Source organism: Cupriavidus sp. 05T41, from assembly GCF_056396525.1.
On sequence record NZ_JBFTLQ010000008.1, the window covers coordinates 83,635 to 106,054 of the forward strand.

Annotated in this window: 24 protein-coding genes; 10 read left to right on the forward strand and 14 right to left on the reverse strand. The window is 68.5% G+C overall.

From position 1 onward, the window contains the following. Positions 1-45 precede the first annotated feature (45 nt). Positions 46-1,191 (reverse strand): iron-containing alcohol dehydrogenase family protein, encoded by a 1,146-nt coding sequence (locus tag AC1DKV_RS07075; RefSeq protein WP_441611924.1) that lies wholly within the window; start codon positions 1,189-1,191, stop codon positions 46-48. A gap of 4 nt (positions 1,192-1,195) precedes the next feature. Then, on the reverse strand, positions 1,196-1,627 hold the full coding sequence (locus AC1DKV_RS07080) for a nuclear transport factor 2 family protein (RefSeq protein ID WP_441611925.1): 432 nt from the start codon (positions 1,625-1,627) through the stop codon (positions 1,196-1,198). A gap of 81 nt (positions 1,628-1,708) precedes the next feature. Here AC1DKV_RS07080 and AC1DKV_RS07085 point away from each other — a divergent pair, with 81 nt between their 5' ends. Then, complete coding sequence (locus tag AC1DKV_RS07085) at positions 1,709-2,656, forward strand: LysR family transcriptional regulator (protein WP_441611926.1); 948 nt, start codon at positions 1,709-1,711, stop codon at positions 2,654-2,656. 61 nt (positions 2,657-2,717) lie between these two features. Here the strand turns inward: AC1DKV_RS07085 and AC1DKV_RS07090 are convergent, their stop codons facing one another. Next, positions 2,718-3,182, reverse strand: a complete 465-nt coding sequence (locus AC1DKV_RS07090) for a YaiI/YqxD family protein (protein ID WP_441612263.1) — start codon at positions 3,180-3,182, stop codon at positions 2,718-2,720. A gap of 83 nt (positions 3,183-3,265) precedes the next feature. Here AC1DKV_RS07090 and AC1DKV_RS07095 point away from each other — a divergent pair, with 83 nt between their 5' ends. The 4 genes from AC1DKV_RS07095 to AC1DKV_RS07110 all read left to right on the forward strand — a co-directional run bounded on the left by AC1DKV_RS07095 (position 3,266) and on the right by AC1DKV_RS07110 (position 7,718). Beyond that, the gene (locus AC1DKV_RS07095) at positions 3,266-4,111 is read left to right on the forward strand and encodes an aldo/keto reductase (RefSeq protein WP_441611927.1); all 846 of its coding nucleotides are present in this window, start codon (positions 3,266-3,268) and stop codon (positions 4,109-4,111) included. A 348-nt stretch (positions 4,112-4,459) separates the two neighbouring features. Further along, the gene (locus AC1DKV_RS07100; protein WP_441611928.1) at positions 4,460-5,923 is read left to right on the forward strand and encodes a PQQ-dependent sugar dehydrogenase; all 1,464 of its coding nucleotides are present in this window, start codon (positions 4,460-4,462) and stop codon (positions 5,921-5,923) included. 274 nt (positions 5,924-6,197) lie between these two features. Then, positions 6,198-7,316 (forward strand): cytochrome P450 family protein, encoded by a 1,119-nt coding sequence (locus AC1DKV_RS07105; protein ID WP_441611929.1) that lies wholly within the window; start codon positions 6,198-6,200, stop codon positions 7,314-7,316. A 45-nt stretch (positions 7,317-7,361) separates the two neighbouring features. Further along, the gene (locus tag AC1DKV_RS07110) at positions 7,362-7,718 is read left to right on the forward strand and encodes an antibiotic biosynthesis monooxygenase family protein (protein WP_441611930.1); all 357 of its coding nucleotides are present in this window, start codon (positions 7,362-7,364) and stop codon (positions 7,716-7,718) included. Positions 7,719-7,745: 27 nt separating this feature from the next. On the opposite strand, the gene AC1DKV_RS07115 is transcribed toward AC1DKV_RS07110, so the two are convergent. From AC1DKV_RS07115 to AC1DKV_RS07130, 4 genes are all read right to left on the reverse strand, one after another. Next, complete coding sequence (locus AC1DKV_RS07115) at positions 7,746-8,660, reverse strand: serine/threonine dehydratase family protein (protein ID WP_441611931.1); 915 nt, start codon at positions 8,658-8,660, stop codon at positions 7,746-7,748. 108 nt (positions 8,661-8,768) lie between these two features. Next, positions 8,769-9,395 carry a LysE family translocator gene (locus AC1DKV_RS07120; protein ID WP_441611932.1) on the reverse strand — a complete coding sequence of 209 codons (627 nt, stop codon included), beginning with the start codon at positions 9,393-9,395 and terminating at the stop codon, positions 8,769-8,771. A gap of 343 nt (positions 9,396-9,738) precedes the next feature. After that, positions 9,739-9,936, reverse strand: coding sequence for a hypothetical protein (locus AC1DKV_RS07125; protein WP_441611933.1), 198 nt, complete (start codon positions 9,934-9,936; stop codon positions 9,739-9,741). Beyond that, on the reverse strand, positions 9,933-10,757 hold the full coding sequence (locus AC1DKV_RS07130; RefSeq protein ID WP_441611934.1) for a prolipoprotein diacylglyceryl transferase family protein: 825 nt from the start codon (positions 10,755-10,757) through the stop codon (positions 9,933-9,935). The genes AC1DKV_RS07125 and AC1DKV_RS07130 overlap by 4 nt, the downstream gene beginning before the upstream one ends. A 314-nt stretch (positions 10,758-11,071) precedes the next feature. Between AC1DKV_RS07130 and AC1DKV_RS07135 the strand changes: the two genes are divergently transcribed. Further along, positions 11,072-12,187 carry an extracellular catalytic domain type 1 short-chain-length polyhydroxyalkanoate depolymerase gene (locus tag AC1DKV_RS07135; RefSeq protein ID WP_441611935.1) on the forward strand — a complete coding sequence of 372 codons (1,116 nt, stop codon included), beginning with the start codon at positions 11,072-11,074 and terminating at the stop codon, positions 12,185-12,187. Here the strand turns inward: AC1DKV_RS07135 and AC1DKV_RS07140 are convergent. Together AC1DKV_RS07140 and AC1DKV_RS07145 are read right to left on the reverse strand one after the other, a co-directional pair. Next, on the reverse strand, positions 12,120-12,470 hold the full coding sequence (locus tag AC1DKV_RS07140; RefSeq protein ID WP_441611936.1) for a 2Fe-2S iron-sulfur cluster-binding protein: 351 nt from the start codon (positions 12,468-12,470) through the stop codon (positions 12,120-12,122). The two genes, AC1DKV_RS07135 and AC1DKV_RS07140, sit on opposite strands and share 68 nt — an antisense overlap. Continuing rightward, the gene (locus AC1DKV_RS07145) at positions 12,467-13,078 is read right to left on the reverse strand and encodes an IMPACT family protein (protein ID WP_441611937.1); all 612 of its coding nucleotides are present in this window, start codon (positions 13,076-13,078) and stop codon (positions 12,467-12,469) included. Before AC1DKV_RS07145 ends, AC1DKV_RS07140 begins: the two co-directional genes overlap by 4 nt. Before the next feature lie 300 nt (positions 13,079-13,378). Here AC1DKV_RS07145 and AC1DKV_RS07150 point away from each other — a divergent pair, with 300 nt between their 5' ends. Both AC1DKV_RS07150 and AC1DKV_RS07155 read left to right on the forward strand, forming a co-directional pair. Beyond that, complete coding sequence (locus AC1DKV_RS07150; protein ID WP_441611938.1) at positions 13,379-15,382, forward strand: PhoX family protein; 2,004 nt, start codon at positions 13,379-13,381, stop codon at positions 15,380-15,382. Positions 15,383-15,564: 182 nt separating this feature from the next. Further along, entirely contained in the window at positions 15,565-16,182 is a 618-nt protein-coding gene (locus AC1DKV_RS07155) for a DUF938 domain-containing protein (protein ID WP_441611939.1), read from the forward strand. 331 nt (positions 16,183-16,513) lie between these two features. On the opposite strand, the gene AC1DKV_RS07160 is transcribed toward AC1DKV_RS07155, so the two are convergent. From AC1DKV_RS07160 to AC1DKV_RS07170, 3 genes are all read right to left on the reverse strand, one after another. Next, positions 16,514-17,023, reverse strand: a complete 510-nt coding sequence (locus AC1DKV_RS07160) for a fumarate hydratase (protein ID WP_441611940.1) — start codon at positions 17,021-17,023, stop codon at positions 16,514-16,516. Between the two features lie 192 nt (positions 17,024-17,215). Next, the gene (locus AC1DKV_RS07165; protein WP_441612264.1) at positions 17,216-17,794 is read right to left on the reverse strand and encodes a DUF1439 domain-containing protein; all 579 of its coding nucleotides are present in this window, start codon (positions 17,792-17,794) and stop codon (positions 17,216-17,218) included. A 133-nt stretch (positions 17,795-17,927) separates the two neighbouring features. Beyond that, on the reverse strand, positions 17,928-18,131 hold the full coding sequence (locus AC1DKV_RS07170) for a SlyX family protein (RefSeq protein ID WP_477137515.1): 204 nt from the start codon (positions 18,129-18,131) through the stop codon (positions 17,928-17,930). Between the two features lie 469 nt (positions 18,132-18,600). Here AC1DKV_RS07170 and AC1DKV_RS07175 point away from each other — a divergent pair, with 469 nt between their 5' ends. Beyond that, positions 18,601-19,464 carry a DMT family transporter gene (locus AC1DKV_RS07175; protein WP_441611942.1) on the forward strand — a complete coding sequence of 288 codons (864 nt, stop codon included), beginning with the start codon at positions 18,601-18,603 and terminating at the stop codon, positions 19,462-19,464. 40 nt (positions 19,465-19,504) lie between these two features. Here the strand turns inward: AC1DKV_RS07175 and AC1DKV_RS07180 are convergent, their stop codons facing one another. Continuing rightward, positions 19,505-20,155, reverse strand: coding sequence for an HAD domain-containing protein (locus AC1DKV_RS07180; RefSeq protein WP_441611943.1), 651 nt, complete (start codon positions 20,153-20,155; stop codon positions 19,505-19,507). A 748-nt stretch (positions 20,156-20,903) separates the two neighbouring features. On the opposite strand from AC1DKV_RS07180, the gene AC1DKV_RS07185 reads away from it, so the two are divergent. Further along, positions 20,904-21,389: a GFA family protein gene (locus AC1DKV_RS07185; RefSeq protein ID WP_441611945.1), complete on the forward strand. Its 486-nt coding sequence runs from the start codon at positions 20,904-20,906 to the stop codon at positions 21,387-21,389. A gap of 40 nt (positions 21,390-21,429) precedes the next feature. Here the strand turns inward: AC1DKV_RS07185 and AC1DKV_RS07190 are convergent, their stop codons facing one another. Then, entirely contained in the window at positions 21,430-22,194 is a 765-nt protein-coding gene (locus tag AC1DKV_RS07190) for a sulfite exporter TauE/SafE family protein (protein ID WP_441611946.1), read from the reverse strand. Positions 22,195-22,420 lie beyond the last annotated feature (226 nt).

Below are 22,420 nucleotides of genomic sequence, written 5' to 3' on the forward strand. Positions count from 1 at the left end.
GGGCTGATGCGGGGGCTTGTGCGGGGGCCTGTGTGGCAAGACGCCTTACCAGGCGGCCATCAGGATCGAAAGAACGTCGTCGGGGCGTGCCACCGGACGCGGGTTGAAGGCCAGCCCGCGCTCGCCCATCACGTGATGCGCGACGGCGGGCAGGGCGTCGCGGGCGATGCCGAGGTCACGCAGGCGCGAGGGCACGCCGGTGTCTGCCTGCAGGGCCGTCAGGCAAGCCGGCAGGTCGATGCCGCCGAGCGCTTGCGCGGCGGCATCGGTTTCGGCCTGCGCTGCCGGCGCATTGAAGCGCACCGCGTGGGGCAGGATCACCGCATTCGCCGCGCCATGCGGCACGCCGAACGTGGCGCCGAGCACATGGCAGATTGCGTGATGGAGACAGCTTCGCGCACTGGCGAGCACCATGCCGGACATATGTGCGGCCAGCAGCAGTTCCGCGCGCGCCGCTTCGCTCTGCGCGTCGCGTGCCAGTTCTCGCATCGCGCTGCCGAAGCGGCGTGTGGCGTCGAGCGCCAGCACGGAAGCGATCGGTGAACGTGCCGTCGAGTAGAGACCTTCGATGCAATGGGCCAGCCCGTTCATCGCCGTGCTCAGCAGCAGCGCTGCCGGGATATCACGCGTAGCCGCCGGGTCGGCCAGCACGACGCGGCTGGCGATCTGCGCGTCCCAGAACAGCAGCTTGGTGCCGGCATCGGTGCGGATGCCGAAGGACGGTGTCACTTCGGCGCCCGAGGCGGTGACCGGTATCGAGACGATCGGCAGCTTCGGCGCCAGCAGCGCGGGCATGATCACCTGGCGCGGCGGTATGAAACGGCTGGCGTGCCGGGCCAGCTCGCCGCCCTCGGCCAGCAGCAGCGTCACTGCCTTGGCCGTGTCGCTGACGCTGCCGCCCCCGACGGCCACGACACCATCGATCTGTGCGCTGCGGGCGGCAACGGCAATACGGGTCGCCGTCTGAACCGACGAATGCGCCGGGATGTCGCTGACCGAAAGCGCGGCCCCATCCTGCAACAGATCCTGCACGGTGGCATACAGCGCCGATGTGGCGGTGCGCGGGCTGGTCAGCAACAGGGGCCGCTTTACGCCGAGGCGGTCAAGCTCTTCACGTAGCGCATGGACGGCGCCGGCGCGCAGCACCAGGCGCGTGCGCAGGGACTGATGGGCGAATTCGTGCGCGTTCATGGCGTCAGGCCGCCGCAACGAAGCGGAATTCGGGGGTGATGGTCAGCGCCACCAGCGTGGCATCGTCCGCGCCGAGCCGGATCGTGGCCTGCACCGCGTACAGCTGTGACGGGCCGTCGATCGTCACCAGGCCGTCCTGCGGATGGCCGTTGTCGAAGCGATAGACCGCCATGTACCCGCCCACCTCGGCGACGTGGTCGTCATGCTTGTGCACGAAAACGTTGCTCAGTACATGGCGGATGCGTTGCGTCGTCGAGCGGGTTTGCATCGCTTCGGCCATCGCCATGTGGCCGCGCAGCGCCACCCCTTGCCGGTGCCAGACGCCGTCCGGATCGAACAGGGCGAGCAGGCCGTCATAGTCCGACTGGTCGAGACAGTGGAAGAAACGGTGCAGCAGTTGCTGGCAAAGGGGCAGCAGGGCGTGGGAGGGCGCCATTGATTGTTTTCGCGTTGGAAGCAAGCGAAAGTGCCTGCATCTGTGCCAAGACTACCGACCCTGCTTGCGCCCGGGAAGCACATGGACGAGAATTTGTTGTTTCCGGACTGGAAACAACGAGGCAATATGGACCGGTTGCGCTGTATCGAGGTCTTTCTGGAAGTGGCCAGGGGCCGAAGTTTCTCGGCGGCCGCCGAGCGGCTGGGCATGTCCAAGGGGAATGTGACCAAGCATGTGGCCTGGCTGGAAACGTCGCTGGGCGCAAGGCTGCTGACGCGCACCACCAAGAGCGTGGCGCTGACCGATGCCGGACTGTCCCTGCTCGAAGCAGGGGCGGACCTGCTCGAGCGATACGACCAGGCACAGGCCGCGATCGAGGGATCGATCACATCGCCGCGCGGTGCCTTGCGGGTGGGGACGCCGCCTTCGTTCGGCGCGTTCCACCTGGTGCCACTGCTGACGGAGTTCTCGGTGCTGCACCCCGACGTGCAGGTGATCCTGCACCTGGACGATGGACGGGCCGACCTGGTCAAGGATGGACTCGACCTCTCCGTTCGCATCGCGCCATCGCTACGCGACACGAGCTATGTCGCGCAAAAGCTCGCCGTGGTGCCGCAGATCCTGGTGGCGTCGGACCGCTATCTCGCCGCGCGCGGCTATCCCGCCACGCCGCAGGACCTCCTCGCGCACGATTGCCTGGTGCATGCGCTGAAATCGCCGACCAATACCTGGGCGTTCAATGGGCCGGAGGGCAATACGTCAGTGCGCGTAACCGGCACGATCCGCGCGAACTTTGGCGAAGCGCTGCGGCATGCGGCCATCCTCGGGCACGGCATCGCCATGCACCCGACCTATATGGTCAACGACGACCTGCGCGAAGGGCGGCTGCGACATGTCATGCCGGCCTACCAGCCCACCGTGCTGGACATCTTCGCGGTGTTTCCAAGCCGCCAGCACATGCCGACCCGCGTGAGGGTGTTCATCGATTTCCTGAAGGCGCGCTTCAGCGATGTGTCGGGGTGGCGCTGAACCTGCGCGCCTGGGCGTGCCGCCGTCTTGAAGCAACCACGGTTCGCGAGGCCAGCACGCTTCAGGCGGCCGCGCCTGGCGGGGCATGGCCTGCCAGGAATCGGTCCAGTTGGCCAGCGAACGCCTTGCTATCCTGTTGGGCGTACGGTGCCGGACCGCCGGTATCGACACCCGAGCCGCGGAGCTGGTCCATCACCTCGCGCATGGTCAGGCGTTCCTGGATATTCTCACGGGTAAACCAGCTTCCGCGCGGGTCGAGCACATAGGCACCCTTGTCGAGGGCGGCGGCGGCAAGCGGTATATCCGCCGTAATCACGAGGTCACCATGGCCGGCCAGCTCGACGATGCGCTCATCGGCGGCGTCGATGCCCGCCGGCACTTGCAGTGCCTTGATAAAGCGCGAAGGCGGCGTGCGCAAATACCGGTTCGCCACCAGCGTGACGCACACTTCGACACGCTGCGCGGCCCGATACAGCATTTCCTTGACGACAAGCGGGCAGGCGTCGGCGTCAACCAGTACTTGCATCGCGGGATTCCAATTGAGGGAGGGAACGCTCATATTACTGCCTGCGCGCGTCATATCGAGGACGCCGACAAGATGGAGTTCCAATGGAACAGAACGGCGCAGCGCTCGCGGGCACGATAGACCTCGGTGACCTGACAGTCAATCGGCTGGGCTTCGGCGCAATGCGTCTGTGTGGCGATTCGGCCTGGGGAAGACCAAGGGATCGGGATCAGGCCCATCGAGTCCTGCGTCGAGCGATCGAGCTTGGCGTGAACTTCATTGACACTGCGGATAGCTACGGTCCGGAGGCCAATGAGTCATTGATCGCGCAGGCCTTGTATCCCTATCCTCCGGACCTGGTCATCGGTACGAAAGGTGGCTTGGTGCGACCGGCTCGTCGAACCTGGGTCCGGGACGGACGCCCCGACCATTTGCGGACTGCGGTTGACGGCAGCTTGCAGCGCTTGCGGCTGGAGCGCATCGATTTGTATCAGCTCCACGCCCCCGATCCGAACGTGCCATTTGCCGAGTCGGTAGGCGCCCTGGCCGATCTGCAGCGCACAGGAAAAATCCGCCATATCGGTATTTCGAACGTTACCGTCGCGCAGCTCAGTCTGGCACGCAGCATCACGCCCATCGTGTCGGTCCAGAACGCGTACAACCTGAGAGACCAGACCAGCGAGGACGTCCTCACCGCATGCGAGCGCCTCGGGATTGCCTTTCTGCCCTGGTATCCGCTGGGTGGCAAGCGAGGGCTACGGGCGCTCAAGGTGAAGCAGGTCGCCACGCGTCGCGGGCTCACGCACGCCGCATTGTCTATTGCGTGGCTGCTCGCCAAGTCACCCGTCATGCTGCCCATCCCCGGCACGCAATCCATCAGTCACCTTGAGGAAAATGTGAACGCAGCAGGCCTCAGGCTGGCGCCAGAAGACTGCGACGATTTGAGATGAAGTGGCGCTGAAGGTTGCGAGTGGTCGCGCGTGGCGTCATGCCGAAGGGGCCCGGGCTAACCTGCGCCCGTATGTGAGGCCCATATGTGCGGCCTAAGGGGGGCTGTAGTGGCCGAATCCTTGCGTGCCGCTACGTGGAGGCGCACGCTGGCGATGCGCGGATTGCCGGCGGCACGCCACACCTTCGCCCGGGCGCCAGGCCCGGCGACAATGTCCGGCAGCTGGCGCCGCGGCGAGTTTTCTACCGCGGCTTGTAAAGCCTGCCGGCGCTGCCGGGCCCCCGGCAGGGGGCAAGGGCTTGCCGCCCGCCCGCGATCCCATTGCCGCAGACCATGACGGGAGCCAGCCATGATAGCCACACTCCGACATACCCTGTGCCGCCTGCTCGGCGCCTGCAGCCTTTTCCTTGCCGCATGCGGCGGTGGCGGCGACGGTGCGGTGAGTGTCAGCGGCGGCGGAACCGGCACGCTCTCGGTCGTCATATCGGGGCTGCCGGCCGGGATTCCCGCCAATGTGACGGTCACCGGCCCCGGCGGCTACCGGCAGACGCTGGGCGTATCGACGACCCTGGCGAACCTGGTGGCGGGCACCTATACCGTGACCGCAGCCAACGTCCTGACGAGTTCCGCGTCGTACCGGCCACAATTGCCCGTCCAGACGATTGCGGTGGCGCCAGGCACCGCGCCGGTGGCCGGCGTGATCTACGGTCCGCCCGTGGATCTCCGGCTGGCCCTGAACGAAGTGGCAGGCGGCCTCCAGTCGCCGGTATTCCTGACGGCGCCGGGCGGCGACGCGCGGGTCTTCGTGGTCGAACGTCCCGGACGCATCCGTATCGTGCGCAACGGCGCGCTGTCCGCCACGCCATTCCTGGATATCGGCGCGCTGACCACCAACGATGGCGAGCGCGGCCTGCTTTCCATGGCATTCGATCCGGGCTATGCCACCAATGGGCGTTTCTATGTCTACTACACTGATCTGAACGGTGCCATCACCATCGCCCGCTACGGCGTCTCCGCCGGCAACCCGGACCTCGCCGATGCGGCCGGTACTGTGGTGCTGGCGATCCCGCACAGCGCTTTCAACAATCACAATGGCGGCCAGCTCGCGTTCGGGCCGGACGGCATGCTCTATATCGGCACCGGGGACGGTGGTGGGACGGGCGATCCATCGGGCAATGCCCAGAACCCGAATGTGCTGCTCGGCAAGATGCTGCGCATCGATGTCAGTGGCGCGGGCGGGCAGCCGTACACCATGCCGTCGACCAATCCGTTCGCCGGTGGGGCCGGCGGTCGCGGCGAGATCTGGGCGCTGGGGCTGCGCAACCCCTGGCGGTTCTCGTTCGATACGACGGGGCTGATCTATATCGCCGATGTGGGACAGGACCAGCGCGAAGAGATCGACGTGGCCCCTGCCTCCAGCGCCGGGCTGAACTACGGCTGGAATCGTACCGAGGGCGTCCTGTGCGAGGGAGCGAAGCCCTGCAACACGGCGGGCCTGACGCTGCCGGTGTCCGACTACGCGCACAGCGCCGGCGACTGTGCGATCGTCGGCGGCTATGTGTATCGCGGCAGCGCGATTCCGGAGTTGCAGGGACGCTATTTCTATTCCGACCTCTGCGCCGGCAAATTGCTCAGCCTCATGTACCGCGACGGCGCTGTGACCGAGCAAGTCGACTGGCAGGTCACGGCCGGCGGCAGCGTGCTCTCGTTCGGCCAGGATGCCGCGCAGGAGTTGTATGTGCTGGCCGATCCGGCCACCTCGGCCACCAGTGGCAAGGTGTATCGGGTCGAGCGGGCCGCGGCGACGCCGTGACCGCCGCGCCGCCGGTGTCGTCGCGACCAAAGCGAAGCGGACCACGCGCCGCCCCGCGCGCGCAAGGCGGCCCGGCGCCCGGCCGGCTCCCCGGGGCGCATCCGGCATTTCCTGCATTGCATAGTTCAGGCCACGATGAACCATCGTGATGCGCGCGGGTAGCACACTAGGCCAAAGCTGCCGTGACACCGGCGCTTGCCGCGCGACGCGTGCAAGCACGTCCGCGGCATGCGCCCGACGCCAACTTCGCTCCCTTGCCCCCATGCATCCATCCATGCCGTCCGATCCCCTCGCCGCCGTGACCGCTCCTGATCCCGCGGCCTACTATCGCGCCCTCGCCGCGCAGCGACCGTTCTATCGCGACGAAGCGCTCGGGCTGTGGGTCGCGGCTGGCGCGGCGGAGGTCGCGGCGGTGCTGGCGCATCCCGCCTGCCGTGTACGTCCGCCAGCGCAGCCGGTGCCGCCGGCGCTGGTGGGCAGCGCTGCCGGCGTGCTGTTCGGTGGCCTCGTGCGCATGAACGATGCCGCATGGCAGGCGCCGCTCAAGGATGTGCTGCGCAAGCATCTGGCTGGCCTGGATCCGGGCGGCATGCGCGCCCGCGTGGCGGCGCTCGCGCAGGCGCTGCCGTTCGATGCCGCGCAGGCAGGAGCCGCGGTCAACCACTGGATGTTCGCGCTGCCGGTGCTGGCGGTGGCCGATGCGCTGGGCATGGCGGTGGCCGGCGCGCCCGGCGAGGGCGCAGCGGTCGCCGGACAGGTGGCGGCCTTCGCGCGCGCGCTGTCGCCGCTGGCGACGCCGCAGGAGATTGCCGGCGGCAGCGATGCCGCGCAATCGCTGCAGGCCTGGATGCGCACGCAGTTGCCGGGCGCCGGTCGCCCGCTCGATGCGCTGGTGCGAGACGCGCAGGCCGCCGGCATTGCCCGGGATGTCATCGCGGCCAACGCCATCGGCCTGCTGATCCAGTCGTGCGAGGCCACTGCCGGGCTGGTCGGCAATATGCTGCTGTGGCTGGGACGCCGGCATGCCGGCGAGGCGGCGCAAGCCGCGGACCTGCGCGAGCTCGCCGCGCGCGTCTTGCGCGAAGATCCGCCGGTGCAGAACACGCGCCGCTTTCTCGCCGCCGATGCACGCCTGTGCGGCGCGGACCTCAAGGCCGGCGACGCCGTGCTGGTGGTGCTGGCCGCCGCATCGCTGGACGACAGCGTGGATGCGGGCTCGCCGCCCTGGACCTTCGGCCGCGGCCGCCACGCCTGCCCCGGCGACGCGCTCGCCACGGCGGTGGCGCAGGCCGTGGTGGAAGTGCTGCTGGCACGCGGCGCGCGCCCGGCGGCGCTGGCGCGCGCATCGCGCTACCGGCCTTCGCTCAACGCGCGCATTCCGCAATTCCTCTGACCCGGCCGCGCCGGGCCCGAACAACCCCCAAGCACACGCCACGCCATGATCGCAGTCATCTTCGAAGTCATACCGGCCGAAGGCCGGATGGACACCTACCTGAGCATCGCCGCGCAATTGCGCCCCACGCTGGAGGCCATCGACGGCTTCATTTCGGTGGAGCGCTTCCAGAGCCTGAGCGACCCCGGCAAGTTGCTGTCCTTGTCGTTCTTCCGCGACGAAGCCGCGGTCAAGGCCTGGCGCAATACCGAGGAGCACCGCCACGCGCAGTCGGCCGGGCGTGGCGGGGTGTTCGCGGGTTACCGCCTGCGCGTGGCGCAGGTGCTGCGCGACTACGGGCTCGACGAGCGCGACCAGGCGCCGGCGGACAGCCGCGCCGTGCATGCGCCCCTGCCGCGATGAGGCGCCCGGCTTGCATCGCGACCCGGCTCAGGACTGCGCCCAGCTCCGCAGGTTGTCGACGGTGGCCGTGACGCCGCCGCAGACCACCACCAGCACGTTCCTGAACGGCTCCAGTTCCGGCGCGCGCTCATAGGCCAGGGCCAGGCTGGCGCCGCACGCAGGTTCGACCAGGATGCGGTGGTCATCGAGAAAACGCTCGCACGCCGCGAGCGCCGAGCGGTCAGACACGACGGCACTGCGCACAGGATAGGCTTGCGTCAGCGAGAACGCCCGCTCGCAGACCTGCTTGGCGCCAAGCGAGGTGGCGATGCTGGTGATCGCTTCCAGCGTGACGCGCTTGCCGGCCTGCATCGATTGCGCCAGGGAGTCGGCGCCCCGGGTTTCCACCGCAATGACCGGCACGTCGCCCCACTGGTTGCGCTGCAGGCCTTCGATCACGCCGGACATGAGCCCGCCGCCGCCCACGGACAACACCACCGCGTCCGGCTTGAACGCCGTGCGCGCGATCTCGTCGACCAGGGTCGCGTGGCCGGCCCAGAGCAGGGGATCGTCGAAGGGGTGCAGGAATGCCTCCGTTTCGCCGATCATCGACAGCGCCAGCGTATTGGCCTCGTTCCAGCTGGCACCATGGACGATCACCTCGGCATTCTGCTGGCGGATCAGGTCCTTCGCGCGCGCCGTGGTGGATTCCGGAACCACCACCGTGACCGGGATCGAGAGGCAGCGCCCGGCGTAGGCAACGGCGATCCCGGCATTGCCGCCGGACGAGGAAATGAAGCGGCGCTTGCCGCGGCGCGCGTGTTCCTCGCAGGCGGCACCGATGCCGCGCAGCTTGAACGAGCCGGCAGGTTGCAAGGACTCGAGCTTGAGCCAGACGGAACGGCCCGCGGCCTGGCTCAAGGGAAAGGATTCGAGTAACGGGGTTTCGATATGCAGGGGCATCAGGAACGGTCCTGTGAAATCGGGGAATCGGGTCGGGTAGCGCCCGGCCCGGCTCGATATGGTATCGAAACGCGGCCGGCCACACACGAGATGCAGGTCAGATGCGGGTCACAGATGGGCCGTGGCCAGGCGCGCGGCGAGTCCGAGGAATACGATGCCGGCGAACCAGTTCAGCGCGCGTTGCGCGCGTGGCGAACGCAGCAGCAGGGCACCGAACATCGCCGAGAAGTAGGCGATCACCGAAAACACCAGCAGCGTGGCGACGATGAAGACCAGCCCCAGCAGCAGGATCTGCAGCGCGATGTGTCCATGGGCCGGCGCGACGAACTGCGGCAGGAACGCAAGGAAGAAGATGACCACCTTGGGGTTGGTGAGGTTCATCACCACCCCGCGCCGGTACATATGCCCGGCTCCCGTGCTGTCCGCGCCGCCGTCGGCCATGGCGCCGACCGGCGCGCGGAACGCTTGCCACGCGAGGTAAGCCAGGTACAGGGCGCCGACGATCTTCAGCGCCGCGAACGCGACCTCGGAAGCCGCGAACAGCGCGGCCAGGCCAAACGCCACCGCGGCGGTGTGCACCAGGAGCCCGGTGCACAGGCCAAGCACCACGACCATGCCCGCGCGCGGACCGCGCATCGCCGATTGCAGCAGCACGAAGACGTTATCCGGGCCGGGCGTGAGTCCAAGTATCACCGAGATGCCGAAGAACGGCAGCAGCGTTTCGATCGGGGGCATGTCTGGGACTCCTTTCGTTTCGTGTGTGAGGATTGCGCGTGAGCAACGCATATGTGGCCGGCATCAGCAAGCATGCGGCCGGGGCGTCGCGCCGGTGCCGAAGAACGACACGGGAATCGGACCACGGCTTTCGCGCATCATGAAGCTCCTCGAAACTGGCGGCGGCACTTGCGGGCTGGCGGGCCTTGGGTGCCGTCATCGATACGGGTACTGTAGGAGTCCGCACCCGCACCGCAAATGACCGCCGGTTTCATTAGCTTGCTCCATCGTCTCGATCGGAGGAGCACGCCGTGGCCGGGGCGCCCGGACGGGTGCGCATGCGGCCCGTGATGCACCCGTGCGCCTACTTCCCGGCGCCGCGCAGCAGCCTGCCTACCCGCGACAGGAGCCGGCTACCCACGGTGGTCGCCTCGGCGGCATGGCGCGCCGGCGTGGCGGGCGAGGCCTGCGCCTGTGTTTCCATGGCCTGCAGCGTCCAGCATGCGACCGCCGTGAATGCGCCCTGCTCGAGGGCGCGGCGGTCCGGGCGCGGTGTCTTCATTTCTGTTGCTCCTTGTTCGCCGCGGAAGCGGCCGGATAGTAATGGTGAAGCGCGTTCTCGAACGTCGCGCGGCTGAAGCCGCCCAGGTGCGTGCCCAGCAGATGCCCGCGCGCGTCATAGAAGAGCGTGGTCGGGTACCCGGTCACGCCCACGGCCTTGGCGACCTCGAGGTTGGCGTCGAACAGCAGGTTCCCGATCCGGACCTGGCTGTCCTCCAGGTAGCCCTGCACGAGCGGGCGCGGCTCGCCCTGGTTCACGAACACGATGTGCACCCAGGCATTGTCCGCCTGCGCCCTGGCCAGCACTGGCATCTCGGCACGGCATGGCGGGCACCAGGTCGCCCACAGGTTCACCACCATCGGCTTGCCGTCCGATCTTGCCAGCGGCTGGAACTGGCCCGCACTGTTGGCGAGCGAAACGGCGGGGACCATCTGCGGCGGGGCCGACAGGCTTGCCGCCGCGGTGGCGGCGCTCCAGGCGACCGTGCCCGCGGCCGCCGCGGCCAGCAGCGCCAGGCGCTGCGGCCTGCGCCGCAGGAGATACCAGGCGAGCATGCCCGCGCCGGCGAGTGCACCCGCGGGCAGGTCGAAGCCCAGGTCGCGGATGTCGAGCATGTCGGGAAGCTTGCCGCCATAGGCGGGCAGGTAGCGCATGACGAAGACCAGCCGCGCTGCCGCCAGCCCGACCAGCACGATGCGCAATATCGCGCCTTCGATGCTGTCCCGGTCCTTGGCGAGGCGGCGCCCGACCATCACTGCGGTGGCGACGCCAAGCGCCAGGATCAACGGTGCGACAGGGAGCACCAGGGGGCCGATCTTCATATTGCCTTCAAAGTCATGAGTGGAATGTCGGGTCGCCCGCCGCCTCGCGGCACACCGGTGCGGCAAGGCGCGCAGCGACACGCACGCAGTGTAGGGCGGCGGCAGTCGCGGGTGAACGCCCGCAAGGCTCACGAGTTTGCCCGATCGTCTCAGGTGCCGGTCGCCGGTGCCTGGCAAATGTGGACGACCCGCCGTGCGGGTGGCGCCGACATGGTCGGCGTGCGCGCAAAGGACCTGACAGGAACCGCTGGCGGGCCGCATACTACGGCGCATCTCCGCAACCCGTGGAAGAGAGGTCTCATGGCAGATCGCCGATGACACGCCGCCGGGCAAGCAGCGGCGCCACGCTCTGGAATACGCTGAGCAAGATCGCCACGCGCAATGTGCGGCGCGCGCAGCGCACCGTCACGCGCAGCGCCATCAAGTCGGCGGTCAGGCAGGGCGAAGCCATGAGCCAGGCCGCGCAGCGCGTGCTGAGCGGCGTCGCCTCGCCGGCGCCGGCGCCGGTCAGCCGCGGTGGCGGGCGCTGGGAGGAGGGCAGCGGGGGGCTGGGGCCGCTGGTGCAGCGCCGCTACCGCTTGTTCATCCCGTCCGGCGTGAGCGCGTCGCGGCCGGCACCCTTGCTGGTGTTGCTGCACGGCTGCGGCCAGGACTCGTCCAGCTTTGCCGCCTGCACGCGCGCCGCCGTGCTGGCGCGCAGCGCCCGCTGCGTGGTGCTGATGCCGGAGCAATCCTCCCACGCCAATGCGCAGCGCTGCTGGAACTGGTTCCGTTCGGCTGCGCGCGTGGCGGCGGAAGCCAGCCTGCTGATGGCCATCGTCGACCAGGTCTGCCAGCGGCGCCTGGTGCGCGCCGACCAGGTCTTCGCGCTGGGTTTGTCGGCGGGCGGCGCCATGGCGCAGACGCTGGGGTTGCGCTATCCGGACCGCTTCGCCGCGGTGGGCTCGCATTCCGGCGCGGTCGCGCTCAGCGCGGGCAATGCCGCGCAGGCGGCGCGGGTCATGCATGGCAAGGGCCATCCCGACATGCACGCCGCACGGTCGTCGCTGGCCGGCCGCCGCCCGCCACCCCTGCTGCTGCTGCACGGCGATGCCGATCACGTGGTGCATTTCGACAATGCGCTCGCGGCGGCCGCGCTATGGCAGCAACTGCTGCCGAAGGCGCCGGCGCTGGCCGCGCCGCGGCGCATCCAGCGCGGCCAGCGCCGGCCCTTCACCGTGTTCGCGTGGTCGGACGAGGGGCGGCCCTATCTCCGGCTGGTACGTATCGAGGGACTCGGGCACGCGTGGAGCGGCGGCGCGTCCGGCCAGGCCTTCAGCGATCCGTCCGGGCCCGACGCCTTGCGTATCGCCTGGCAGTTCTTCATGCAGTGCCTGGCGGCGCGGGGGCGGGTTCGTCCGGCTGCTGCCGGGCGAGCGGCGCTTGCATGACGACATCGCTTTCCGGGTAAGCCACGCAAGGCAGGATATAGCCCTCGTCGCGCTCGTCGAAGCTGACGCCGGGCCATTCGATGCGGTAGGCCACGTGTCCCGCGGAAAGCTGGCACAGGCAGGCGCGGCAGGTTCCGTTGCGGCAGGAACTGGGCAGCCGCAAGCCGGCCTGCAACGCGGACTGCAGCAGGGTTTGCGTGCCCGGCGCGGCGAACTCGTGGCCGAGCGGCTCCACGCGCGCCCGGAACACCGGTGCCTGCGTCATCGGCGGGCCTTCGCTCACGGCTGGTCCTCGCCGTGGCCGGCGTCGGGAAAGCGCGCGCGTCCGTGGGTGGCGTCGCGCAGCGCGACGCGCGCTGCGTCCACCTCGCTGGCCGGCAGGCGAATGGTGAGCCGGGCGGCGGCACCATGCTCGCCGTGCGCGAGCACGTGGCCGGCCTGTTCGATCCAGCGGCGCACGCGCGCCTCGTCGGCGTAGTCCACTTCCACCACCAGCGCGGCATAGGCAATGCGCTCGATGCGCTGCGCGTCCCTGAGCGCCACCGCGATGGCATCCGTATAGGCCCGCACCAGGCCGCCCGCCCCGAGCTTGATGCCGCCGTAGTAGCGCACCACGGCCGCCAGCACGCCTTCGAGTTCATGGTGGCGCAGGACCTCCAGGATGGGCCTGCCCGCGGTGCCGGACGGCTCGCCGTCATCGGACATTCCAGAATGTCCGCCGGCCAGCAGGGCCCAGCAGACATGGGTGGCGGTGGCATGCTCGGTGCGCAGGCGCTGCAGTTCGGCCATGGCCGCTTCGCGGTCGGCCACGGGGATGGCGTAGCCGATGAAGCGGCTCTTGCGGATTTCCAGTTCGGCCTGGAGGGGCGAGGCGAGGGTGTAGGTCGGCACGGATAAGGCCGCGCCATGCGGCGCGACGGCGGGCGGAAAGCTAAGGGACTGGGCTGCGGACTGCGAGCGTGCGTCAGTGTACCGCAGCGCGCGGGCCGGCCCTGTGCGCTGCCCGGTCGCGCCGCGGCAACGCGGGGCGGCGCCTGGATGTCTGCAAAGTAAGGCACTTTCAACATGCTGTCACAAATGGTTCATAGCATGCGACTCGGCCTGATCGCTGCGTGACGGTCCTCACCAATGCGCGGCATGGTGGCGCCACCGGCGCCGCCCATTCACTCACATAACAAACGGGAAAGAAGAATGCTCGACAAACCGGATGCTTCCCGCCGCAAGGCGCTCAAACTCCTGGCTGGCGCACCGATGTTGCCGCTGGGCATCGGCGCGACTGCCCTGCTGGTAGGTTGCGGCGGCGAGAGCGACGCAGTCGCCGCTCCGGCACCGGCACCCACGCCGGCCACGCCCGCGAGCTTCACCACCGCCGAGTTCACCGGCATGGCCGCGCCGAACCTGGCCAATCCGGCCGCGATGGCGACCACCACGGTCGGCTCAAGCCTGAAGGTGTCGTTCAGCGACGGCAGCAGCCAGGTCTACAAGCTGGCCTACCAGCCGTTCTTCATCACCGGAGACCAGGTGCCCGACGGCAACGGCGGCAAGATCCTGGCGGGCGGCTACTTCGACATCAACAACCAGCCGATCATCGACAAGTCGGTGGCCGGCAAGGAGCGCCAGTTCTTCTCCGACGCGCCCGACGGCACCTCGCTGCTGAAGATCGACGGCGCCAAGGTGGCGGGCGTAAAGGGCAACACGGTATTTGCCGTGGTCCAGTTCGAATACACCACGCGCAACCAGCTCGGCACCGATACCTACGGCCAACTGCCTTCGCCGATCGGCGTGCTGACGCTGGACCAGGACCCGGCCACCGGCAAGCTCACGCTGGTGAAGTACCACAACGTGGACACGTCGCCGGCCAACGGGCTGTGGATCACCTGCGGCGCCAGCCTGTCGCCGTGGAACACCCACCTTTCGAGCGAAGAGTACGAGCCGGATGCGTTCACCGCGGCCGCCAGCGCGCAGTTCCAGAAGTACAGCGAAAACCTGCTCGGCTACGCCGGCGCGCTGGCCAATCCGTACTTCTATGGCCACCTGCCCGAAGTCACGGTCAACCCGGACGGCACCGCCAGCATCAAGAAGCACTATTGCCTGGGCCGCATCTCGCACGAGCTGGTGCAGGTGATGCCGGACAACCGCACCGTGCTGATGGGCGACGACGCCACCAACAGCGGCCTGTTCATGTTCGTGGCGGACAAGGAGAAGGACCTCTCCGCCGGCACGTTGTACGTGGCCAAGGTAGGCACCGGCTTCTCCATCGATCCCGCCCAGCCGGGCGCCGACCTGACCTGGGTCAAGCTCGGCCATGCCACCAGCGCCGAAATCGAGGCCCTGGCCAAGTCGCACCGCCCGACGGACATCATGGACGTCAGCCTGACCGATCCGCTCCTGGCCGATCCGCTGAACACCGGCTACACCAAGATCTTCACGGGCGGCACCGCCAACTGGATCAAGATCAAGCCGGGCAAGGAAAAGGTCGCCGCGTTCCTGGAAACCCACCGCTATGCCTACCTGGCCGGCGGCAGCATGGGCTTTACCAAGATGGAAGGCACCACCGTCAACATCAAGGACAAGGTCGCCTACTCCGCGCTGCAGAACATCCAGGACTCGATGGTCAAGAACAACACGGCCAAGGGATGGAATGCGCAGAGCAATATCTCGGTCGATGTGGCGCTCAAGGCCGGCGGCGTGATGCAGCACAAGCTGGCCGGCGGCCAGAAGGACCTGGACGGCGCCGCGATCAACAGCGAATGGGTGCCGGTGCATACCCAGGCGCTGATCGTGGGCAAGGATATCGCCGCGGACGCGCTGGGCAATACGGCAGATCCGGAGACGATCGCCAACCCGGATAACCTGAAGTTCTCGGAAAAGCTGCGCACGCTGTTCATCGGCGAGGACAGCGGCCAGCACGTCAACAACTTCCTTTGGGCCTACAACGTAGACACCAAGAAGCTGAACCGCGTGCTGTCCACCCCGTCGGGTGCCGAGTCGACCGGCCTGCATGCGGTCGACGAGATCAACGGCTGGACCTATGTCATGAACAACTTCCAGCACGCCGGCGACTGGGGCGGCCTGCACGCCAAGGTGCAGGCCACGCTGGATCCGCTGGTGCGCGCCAACTACAAGGACCGCTTCGGCGCGGCCGTCGGTTACCTGACGGCAGACGCTACCAGCGTCAAGACCGCCAAGGCCTGAGCGCACTGACGCCGCGGCCGCCGGGCCGCGGCTTGCGGGTTGCCCGAAACGCCCCTGGCGAGAGATCGCCGGGGGCGTTTTGTCTTGTGCCGCGGCGCCTGCCTGCTACGCTTGCGGCAAACCGCCATGGGAAGCCCGCGCCCGGCCTTCCTGTGCGGACCCCGCAAAACAGGAGAAACAGCATGCCCAAGCAAGACGAGCCACTGCACGCACGCCGCATGGCGCCGGCCACCGACCGCAACCGCGACGCCATCCTGGATGTGCTGCGCCGCGTCCTGCCGTCCGGCGGCCTGGTGCTGGAGATCGCCAGCGGCACCGGCCAGCACGCCGCTTACTTCGCGGCTGCGCTGCCGGCGCTGACCTGGCAGCCGAGCGACCCGGAGCCGGCCGCGCGCGCCTCGATCGAGGGCTGGACCGCGCATGCCGGACTGGCCAACGTGTTGCCGCCGCTGGCACTGGACGTGCGCCGGCAGCCCTGGGGCATCGAAGCCGCGCAGGCGCTGGTCTGCATCAACATGGTCCATATCGCGCCGTGGGCGGCGGCCGAAGCGCTGTTCGCCGGCGCCGCGCGCCTGCTGCCGGCGGGCGGCGTGCTTTACCTCTATGGCCCCTATCGCCGCAATGGCGAACACACGGCCCCGAGCAATGCCGCCTTCGACGCGCAATTGCGCAGCGCGGACGCGCAATGGGGCGTGCGCGATATGGAAGATATAGTCGTGCTCGGGGAGGCGGCGGGCCTGCGCATGGACGATCCAATCCCGATGCCGGCGAACAATTTCAGCCTGGTATTTCGCAAATAAGGGATTGCCGGGAATGCGCTGCCGTGACCGCGGCTACGGCGAAAGGACTTCGCAAGCGGAAAAGGCGCGATAAGAAAGCCGGCAATGCCAGCGAAGACGCCGTGCGCCAATCAGGTGGCGGAAAGCGGAAGTCGGCGGGGAAAGCAGGGAGTAAGCGGCAGGGAGTAAACCGCGGGGAATTCAACTGAGGATTTCCGGCTGGCCGTGCAAGGCACCAGCCGGTTTGCACAAACGTGGTGCGGCGGAACGAAACGCGGCGCATGGCGCGGGACGCGGCACGGATACGCCGTGCGCATCACCGGGCCGCCTGCCGCGCCGGCCCTTGCGCGATTTACTTCGCTGCGACGGGTGCTGCTTCTGCTTCGGTCTTCACGGGAGCGGCCTTCTTGGGCGCTGCCGGCTTCTTTGCGACGGGCTTCTTTGCTGCCTTCGGCGCTGCTGCGGCCTTCGGTGCTGCTGCTGCCTTCGGTGCTGCGGCTGCCTTCGGCGCTGCCGGCTTCTTGGCGGCTGCCGGCTTGGCGGCGGCCTTCACCACCGGCTTCTTCGCTGCCGGCTTGGCCTTGGCCTTTGCCTTTTGCGCAGCCAGCTTTTCCTTGGCGGCTTGCTTCTCGGCCAGCACAGCGCTCTTGGCTGCTGCGGCGGCTTGCACGATTTCACGCTTGGCGGTTTCGATGGCCTTCTTCGAATCTGCGCGCAGCTTCAGCAGGGCCTTCTTGGCGGCTGCCAGTTCGCGGGCCAGGACGCTGGCTTTCTTCGCGGGCACAGCTGCCTTCTTTGCGGCGGCCGGCTTTGCCTTGGCTGCTGCGTTGGTCTTTACGATTTTCTTGGTGGTCACGGCCATGATTATTTACCCGTTAGTTTGTAGAGCGCGGAGTATAACCTTTCGCGCGACACGACTAGCACACGATCCATTAAGTGCGTGTGTTTTCTGTCGGAAAAGTGTGCGCGAATACAACATCTCTATCCGGCATTGGCGCATGGCGCGCGCTGCGAATATGGCCGACGTATTGGCTTTTTCGATGTTCCGCGTGTTTCAGCGGGTATTGATTTTTACCTGAATGCCGTCGGGCAGCACCGTGATCGCGCCGGGCTCGATGTCCTTGCCGGCAATGTGCAATTGTTCCGGCGTGAAGGTGTAAAGCGGGTAGTCGCGCAGCACTTGCTGCGCCACCACGGCGCCGATCGCGTTCAATTGTTCGCCGTATTGCGCCGGCATGCCGCTGACCTGGACGCGCTCGACGGCGGGATTGTCGAGCAGCACCGCGCGCCTGGCCGGATCGTAGCGCAGGCCGCTGCTGACCGACAAAGTGCCATTGATCGGCGGCGCGGGCAGCAGCGTGTTGCTGACCTGGGCGTCCATCTGCGTGCTCACGCGGTTGTTGGCATCGTCGAGCACCAGGCGCGGATTGGTCAGTTGCACGTCGACCACCTGGCCGTAGCGCAGCCGCGCGGGAAAGCGCTTGTCCACGGCGTCCTGCAGTTCCTGCCGCGAGAATGTGTAGTCGCCCGTCCAGACGTTGTAGCCGGCCCAGGCGCTGGCGCCGCCGAGCAGGGCGAGTGCGCCGCAGAGGGCGATGCGGCCGGCGGCGCGGGCGGCGCCGGTGGCGCGCATGGTTCGGATGGCGGTCGGCTTGGTCGGCATGCTGCGGTTTCTCCGGGTTTGGCCTGCGGCGCTGGCGCTCGCATCGGCCATCAGGCTCAGCTTTCAGACGCGGTGGCGGCGGCATCGTTCCACCGCGCGGCGCTCAATAGTGCGGCGGGATCTCGTGCTGCGATCCGTTGTCCGGCCCGCCGGGGCCGCTCGCGCGCATGTGCTGGTAGAGCGCCTGGAGCTGCTCCTGGAGCAGGTCGATCTGGCGCTGCTGGCGTGCCACGGCGAGGTTCAGCGTTTCGAGCAGGTCGTCCTGGAAGGCGACCTTGATCTCGAGTTCGGTCAGGCGGGATTCCATGGCGTGTTCTCCATTGTTCAGATTTCGTCGCGGGCTTGCGGCCGCGCATTGTAAGACAGCCCAGGCGGCGTTTCGCGCCGCTTGCCGGGCCGCGCGGCCCGGTGTAACGTTAGGCCTTCCGCCGGCCCGCACGGGTCGCATGCACTGATCCATCATGATTTCAGCCACGCACCACACGCTTGCCGTCGACGCCACCCTGGCGGGCGCTGAGCTGCCGTGCGCGGCTCTCGCCGCTTCTCCTCCGCCCGTCACCTCCCCGCCGCGCGCGCGGGCCGGCGTTGCACCGCCGCCCCCGTTCACGCCGGGCTGATCCGCAGCCCGTCTTTTTCCATCTTCGGCTTTTTTCCGGCGGCGTGCCACGGCGCGCGCATGTCTTCCTGCGCCCGCGCACGTGAGCCTGGCGCCGGCTGGCCGAAGTTTCAGGATGAACTCCGGATGCTTTCCGGCGTTTTCGTGACAGGTGAATTTCATGGCTTTGAACAAAACCGCGCTGGCCGCGCATGGCTCGACCGCGCTCTTCGTGCTGCTCTGGAGCAGCGGTGCAATCTTCGCGCGGCTCGGGCTCGAGTACGCAACCGCCTTTGCCCTGCTGGCCGCGCGCTTCGCGCTCGCGCTGCTGGTGCTGCTGGCGCTGGCCGCATGGCGGCGGCGCTGGCTGCCCGAGCCGGGCACGCGCATGCGCGTGATGGCCGCCGGCCTGCTGCTGACCGGCGCCTATTCGATCTGCTATCTGCTCGCGCTGGCGCGCGGCGTGACGCCAGGCGTGCTGGCCACCGTGCTGGGCGCGCAGCCGATCCTGACCCTGTTGCTGGTGGAGCGACGTTTTTCCCTGCGCCGGCTGGCCGGCCTGGCGGCGGCGCTGTGCGGGCTGGTGACGGTGGTGTCGGAAAGCATCGGGCAGGCGCGCCTCTCACCGCTGGGCATGGGCTTCGCGCTGGCGGCGCTGGCGTGCATGACGATCGGCGCGATCCTGCAGAAGTCCATCCGCCAGGCGCCGCTGGATGTGCTGCCGCTGCAATACGGCGCCGGTCTCGCGCTATGCCTGCTGTTCGTACCGTTCCAGCCGCTGGCGGTGACGCCGGCGGCGGGCTTCATCGTTTCGCTGGCGTGGCTTGCGCTGGTGATCTCGGTGGGCGCCACGCTGCTGCTGTACCGGCTGATCCAGGCTGGCAACCTGGTCAGCGTGACCAGCCTCTTCTACCTGGTGCCCGGCGTGACGGCATGGATGGACTACCTGTTCCTGGGCAACCGGCTCGCGGCGTCGAGCATCGCCGGCATGGCTGCCATCGTGATCGGACTGGTGCTGGTCTTCGGGCGGGCGGGCACGCGCTAGCTCCGCGGTGCGGCGCGCCGGGCCGGCGCGCCGGCACCGGTCAAGCGTGGGCCAGTGCCGCGGCTGCGTGCTGCGCCGGCAGCACCAGCTCGGGCACGCCCTGCAGCAGCGGCGCGGTGGTCGCGCCGGCCTCGAAGCGCGAGGGCGCTTCGCGGGCCAGGCGACGCAGGCGTTGCAGGCGGGCTTCGAGACCGGCATCGGGCTGGGTGTCCAGGCACAGCGTGGACGGGCAGGCCACGCCGAGCAGGTTCAGCGCCTGCTTGAAATTGGCCGGCGTCAGGCCATCGGCGGGATTCACCGCCACTGCGTGCGCGCGCAGGTGCGCGAACCGTTCGTCCTGCAGCGAAGCCGTGTCGCAGGTCAGGATGGCGAAGGCCTGCGGCGCCGGCCGGCTGGCGAAGTAGGCCGCGATGCGCGCGGCGTGGCCGCCAGGCACGTCGGGGGTCATGCCTTCGACCTGCAGGTCGAGCTGCTGCAGGATCGCCGCGGGCACGCCGCGGCGCCATGCCTCCGATACCACCACGCGGGCGCCGGCCAGGCCGAACAGGCGGCGCACGAAGCCAAGTGCGACCGGGTCGAAGAAGCGGACGTCGCGCAGGGTGCCAGTATCGGGAATCCCGCCCAGCCGGGCCTCGGAGCGGCCCGAATAAAGGACACCGGGGACGTCAAGCATGATGAGGCGTTCAGACATGATTTCCTGTTTTGGTTGCAGCGCCGTCGTTGGCACGTTTGAAGATTACGACGCAACCAAAAAAATCTGCAGTGCCGTATGCGGCCTAAGTTGCAACATATCTGTAACTTGAGATGCGACTTCGTAAATTTCATCCGTTCGCCCAGGCGAGTTGTTTCGCGGCGAAACAGATTTGGCCGGGGCGACGGGGAAAAAGGCGCCGCAAGATGGAGCGGGACGCCGGCCCGGACGACGCGGGCGGCGTCCCGCGCGCTCAGAGATTGATCAGCAGGTAGGCCACTGCGACAGCGCCGATGGCGCAAAGGGTCTTGCGATAGATCGATGACATGGGCTGTTTTTTCCTGGTTGCACGTCGTGACTGCACGTTGGACAAGGCGCGCGCGCGCCCGCTGGCAAAGTGCCGTGCGGGGAGGTCAGGACAGCGTGGGCGAATCCTGCATTCCCCGCACGGCGAGGAAAAGCACGGCGGCATGACCCTTGCTGTTGTCCGCGCACGCGAACGCCGGCGCGGCTTGCGCGGCAGGCCGGCAGGCAGCGCGATGGCGCGGGACGGTGGTGGCGACGGGCATGGGGCTTGGGATCGGGGCGGCGGCCGGGCAGCCACGATGGCTGGCGCCGGACCGGTCCTTATGCCATGGCGGGTGCGCAAAGTCCAGCCGGGCCGGTGCCTGCAGGGCGTCTCGCGCGCCTGGGTTGCCGGCTGGCTTGCCTAGAATGAACAGCGCCCTGCCACCTAACGGGAGATCCCATGCATCTCGAAGGTTCCTGTCATTGCGGCGCGGTCGGTTTCAGCCTGGAGTCCGACTCGCCCTATCCCTTCATGCATTGCCACTGCTCGATCTGCCGCAAGACGGCGGGCGGCGGAGGCTATGCCATCAACCTCGGCGGCGACGCCGCCACGCTGAAGGTCCGGGGCAGGAAGCATGTCGGGATCTATCACGCCGTGATGCGCGAGCCCGGCAAGCGCGCCCGCCGCTCCCGCGCGCAGCGGCATTTCTGCCTCAAGTGCGGCAGCGCGCTGTGGCTGTGGGATCCGGGGTGGCCGGAACTGGTGCACCCGCATGCGTCGGCCATCGATACGCCCCTGCCAAGGCCGCCGGAGGTGGTGGAAGCCGCGCTGGATTTCGCGGCGCCCTGGGTGGACGTACCCAGGGGGCGCGCCCACGTGCACTGCGGCACCTGGCCGTCGGAGTCGCTGGCCGAGTGGCACCGGCGCAAAGGCTTGCAGCGCTAGGGGTCCCGGTGTCCCGGTGCCCCGGCGGCGCGCGCCACCCTCAGCCGCGGACCAGCATGATGGCGGCGGTGGCGATCAGGCACAGCGAGAACAGCGCGCGCAGGCGCCGCTCGGGCATGCGGTGGGCGAGCGCCACGCCCCAGGAGATGGTCAGCATGCCGCCCAGCGAAAGCGGGATACCGCTGGCCCAGTCCACATGGCCGGCATTGGCATAGGCGGCCAGCGCCACCACGGCACCCGGCGTGACCAGGGCCAGCGCCAGTCCTTGCGCCGCCGCTTGCCGGAAGCCGAACAGGCCGACCAGCGCGGGTGCGGCCACCACGCCGCCGCCCACGCTGAAAAAGCCCGAGAACGCGCCGCCCACCGCGCCCAGCGCCGGAATCCAGCGTGGCGACAGGCGCGCCCGCTGCGCGGTGGCCGCGCGCCCGGGCTGCAGGCGCCAGAGGAAATACAGCGCCAGCGCGATCATGAAGCAGGCAAAGACGCGCCGCAGCAGCACCGCGTCCATGGCGGTGGCGAGCCGGGCCGAGGCATAGGTGGCAAGTACCGCCGACAGCCCGAGCACCGCCGCCGTGCGCAGTGCGATATCGGCGCGGCGGCGGTATTGCCAGAAGCCGATCATCACGTTGGGGGCGATCATCACCAGCGCGGTGCCTTGGGCGAGTTGCTGGTCCATGCCGTACAGCAGGCCCAGCGCCGGAATGGCGATCAGCCCGCCGCCGATGCCGAACAGCCCGCCCACCGCGCCCAGCACTCCGCCCAGGCCGAAAATGATCAGGGAGGACAGCAACAAATGGTCAGGCATGGAAGAAGGCGGAGAAAAGAGATGGGGCGCAAGGCTGGCAATGCGGGAACAAGGGCGGGAACAAGGCCGGGAACAAGGCCGGGAACAACCGCGGCAACAAGGGCGCGCGGCGCGCCTGGCCGGGGAAGCCGGCTGTCCCGGCCTAACGTGCCCGGGATAGCGTGTGCAGCGCAGCAGGCGAAGCGCCCGGATGCGGTGTGGCAACAGGTCGCGTGGCGTCCCTCGT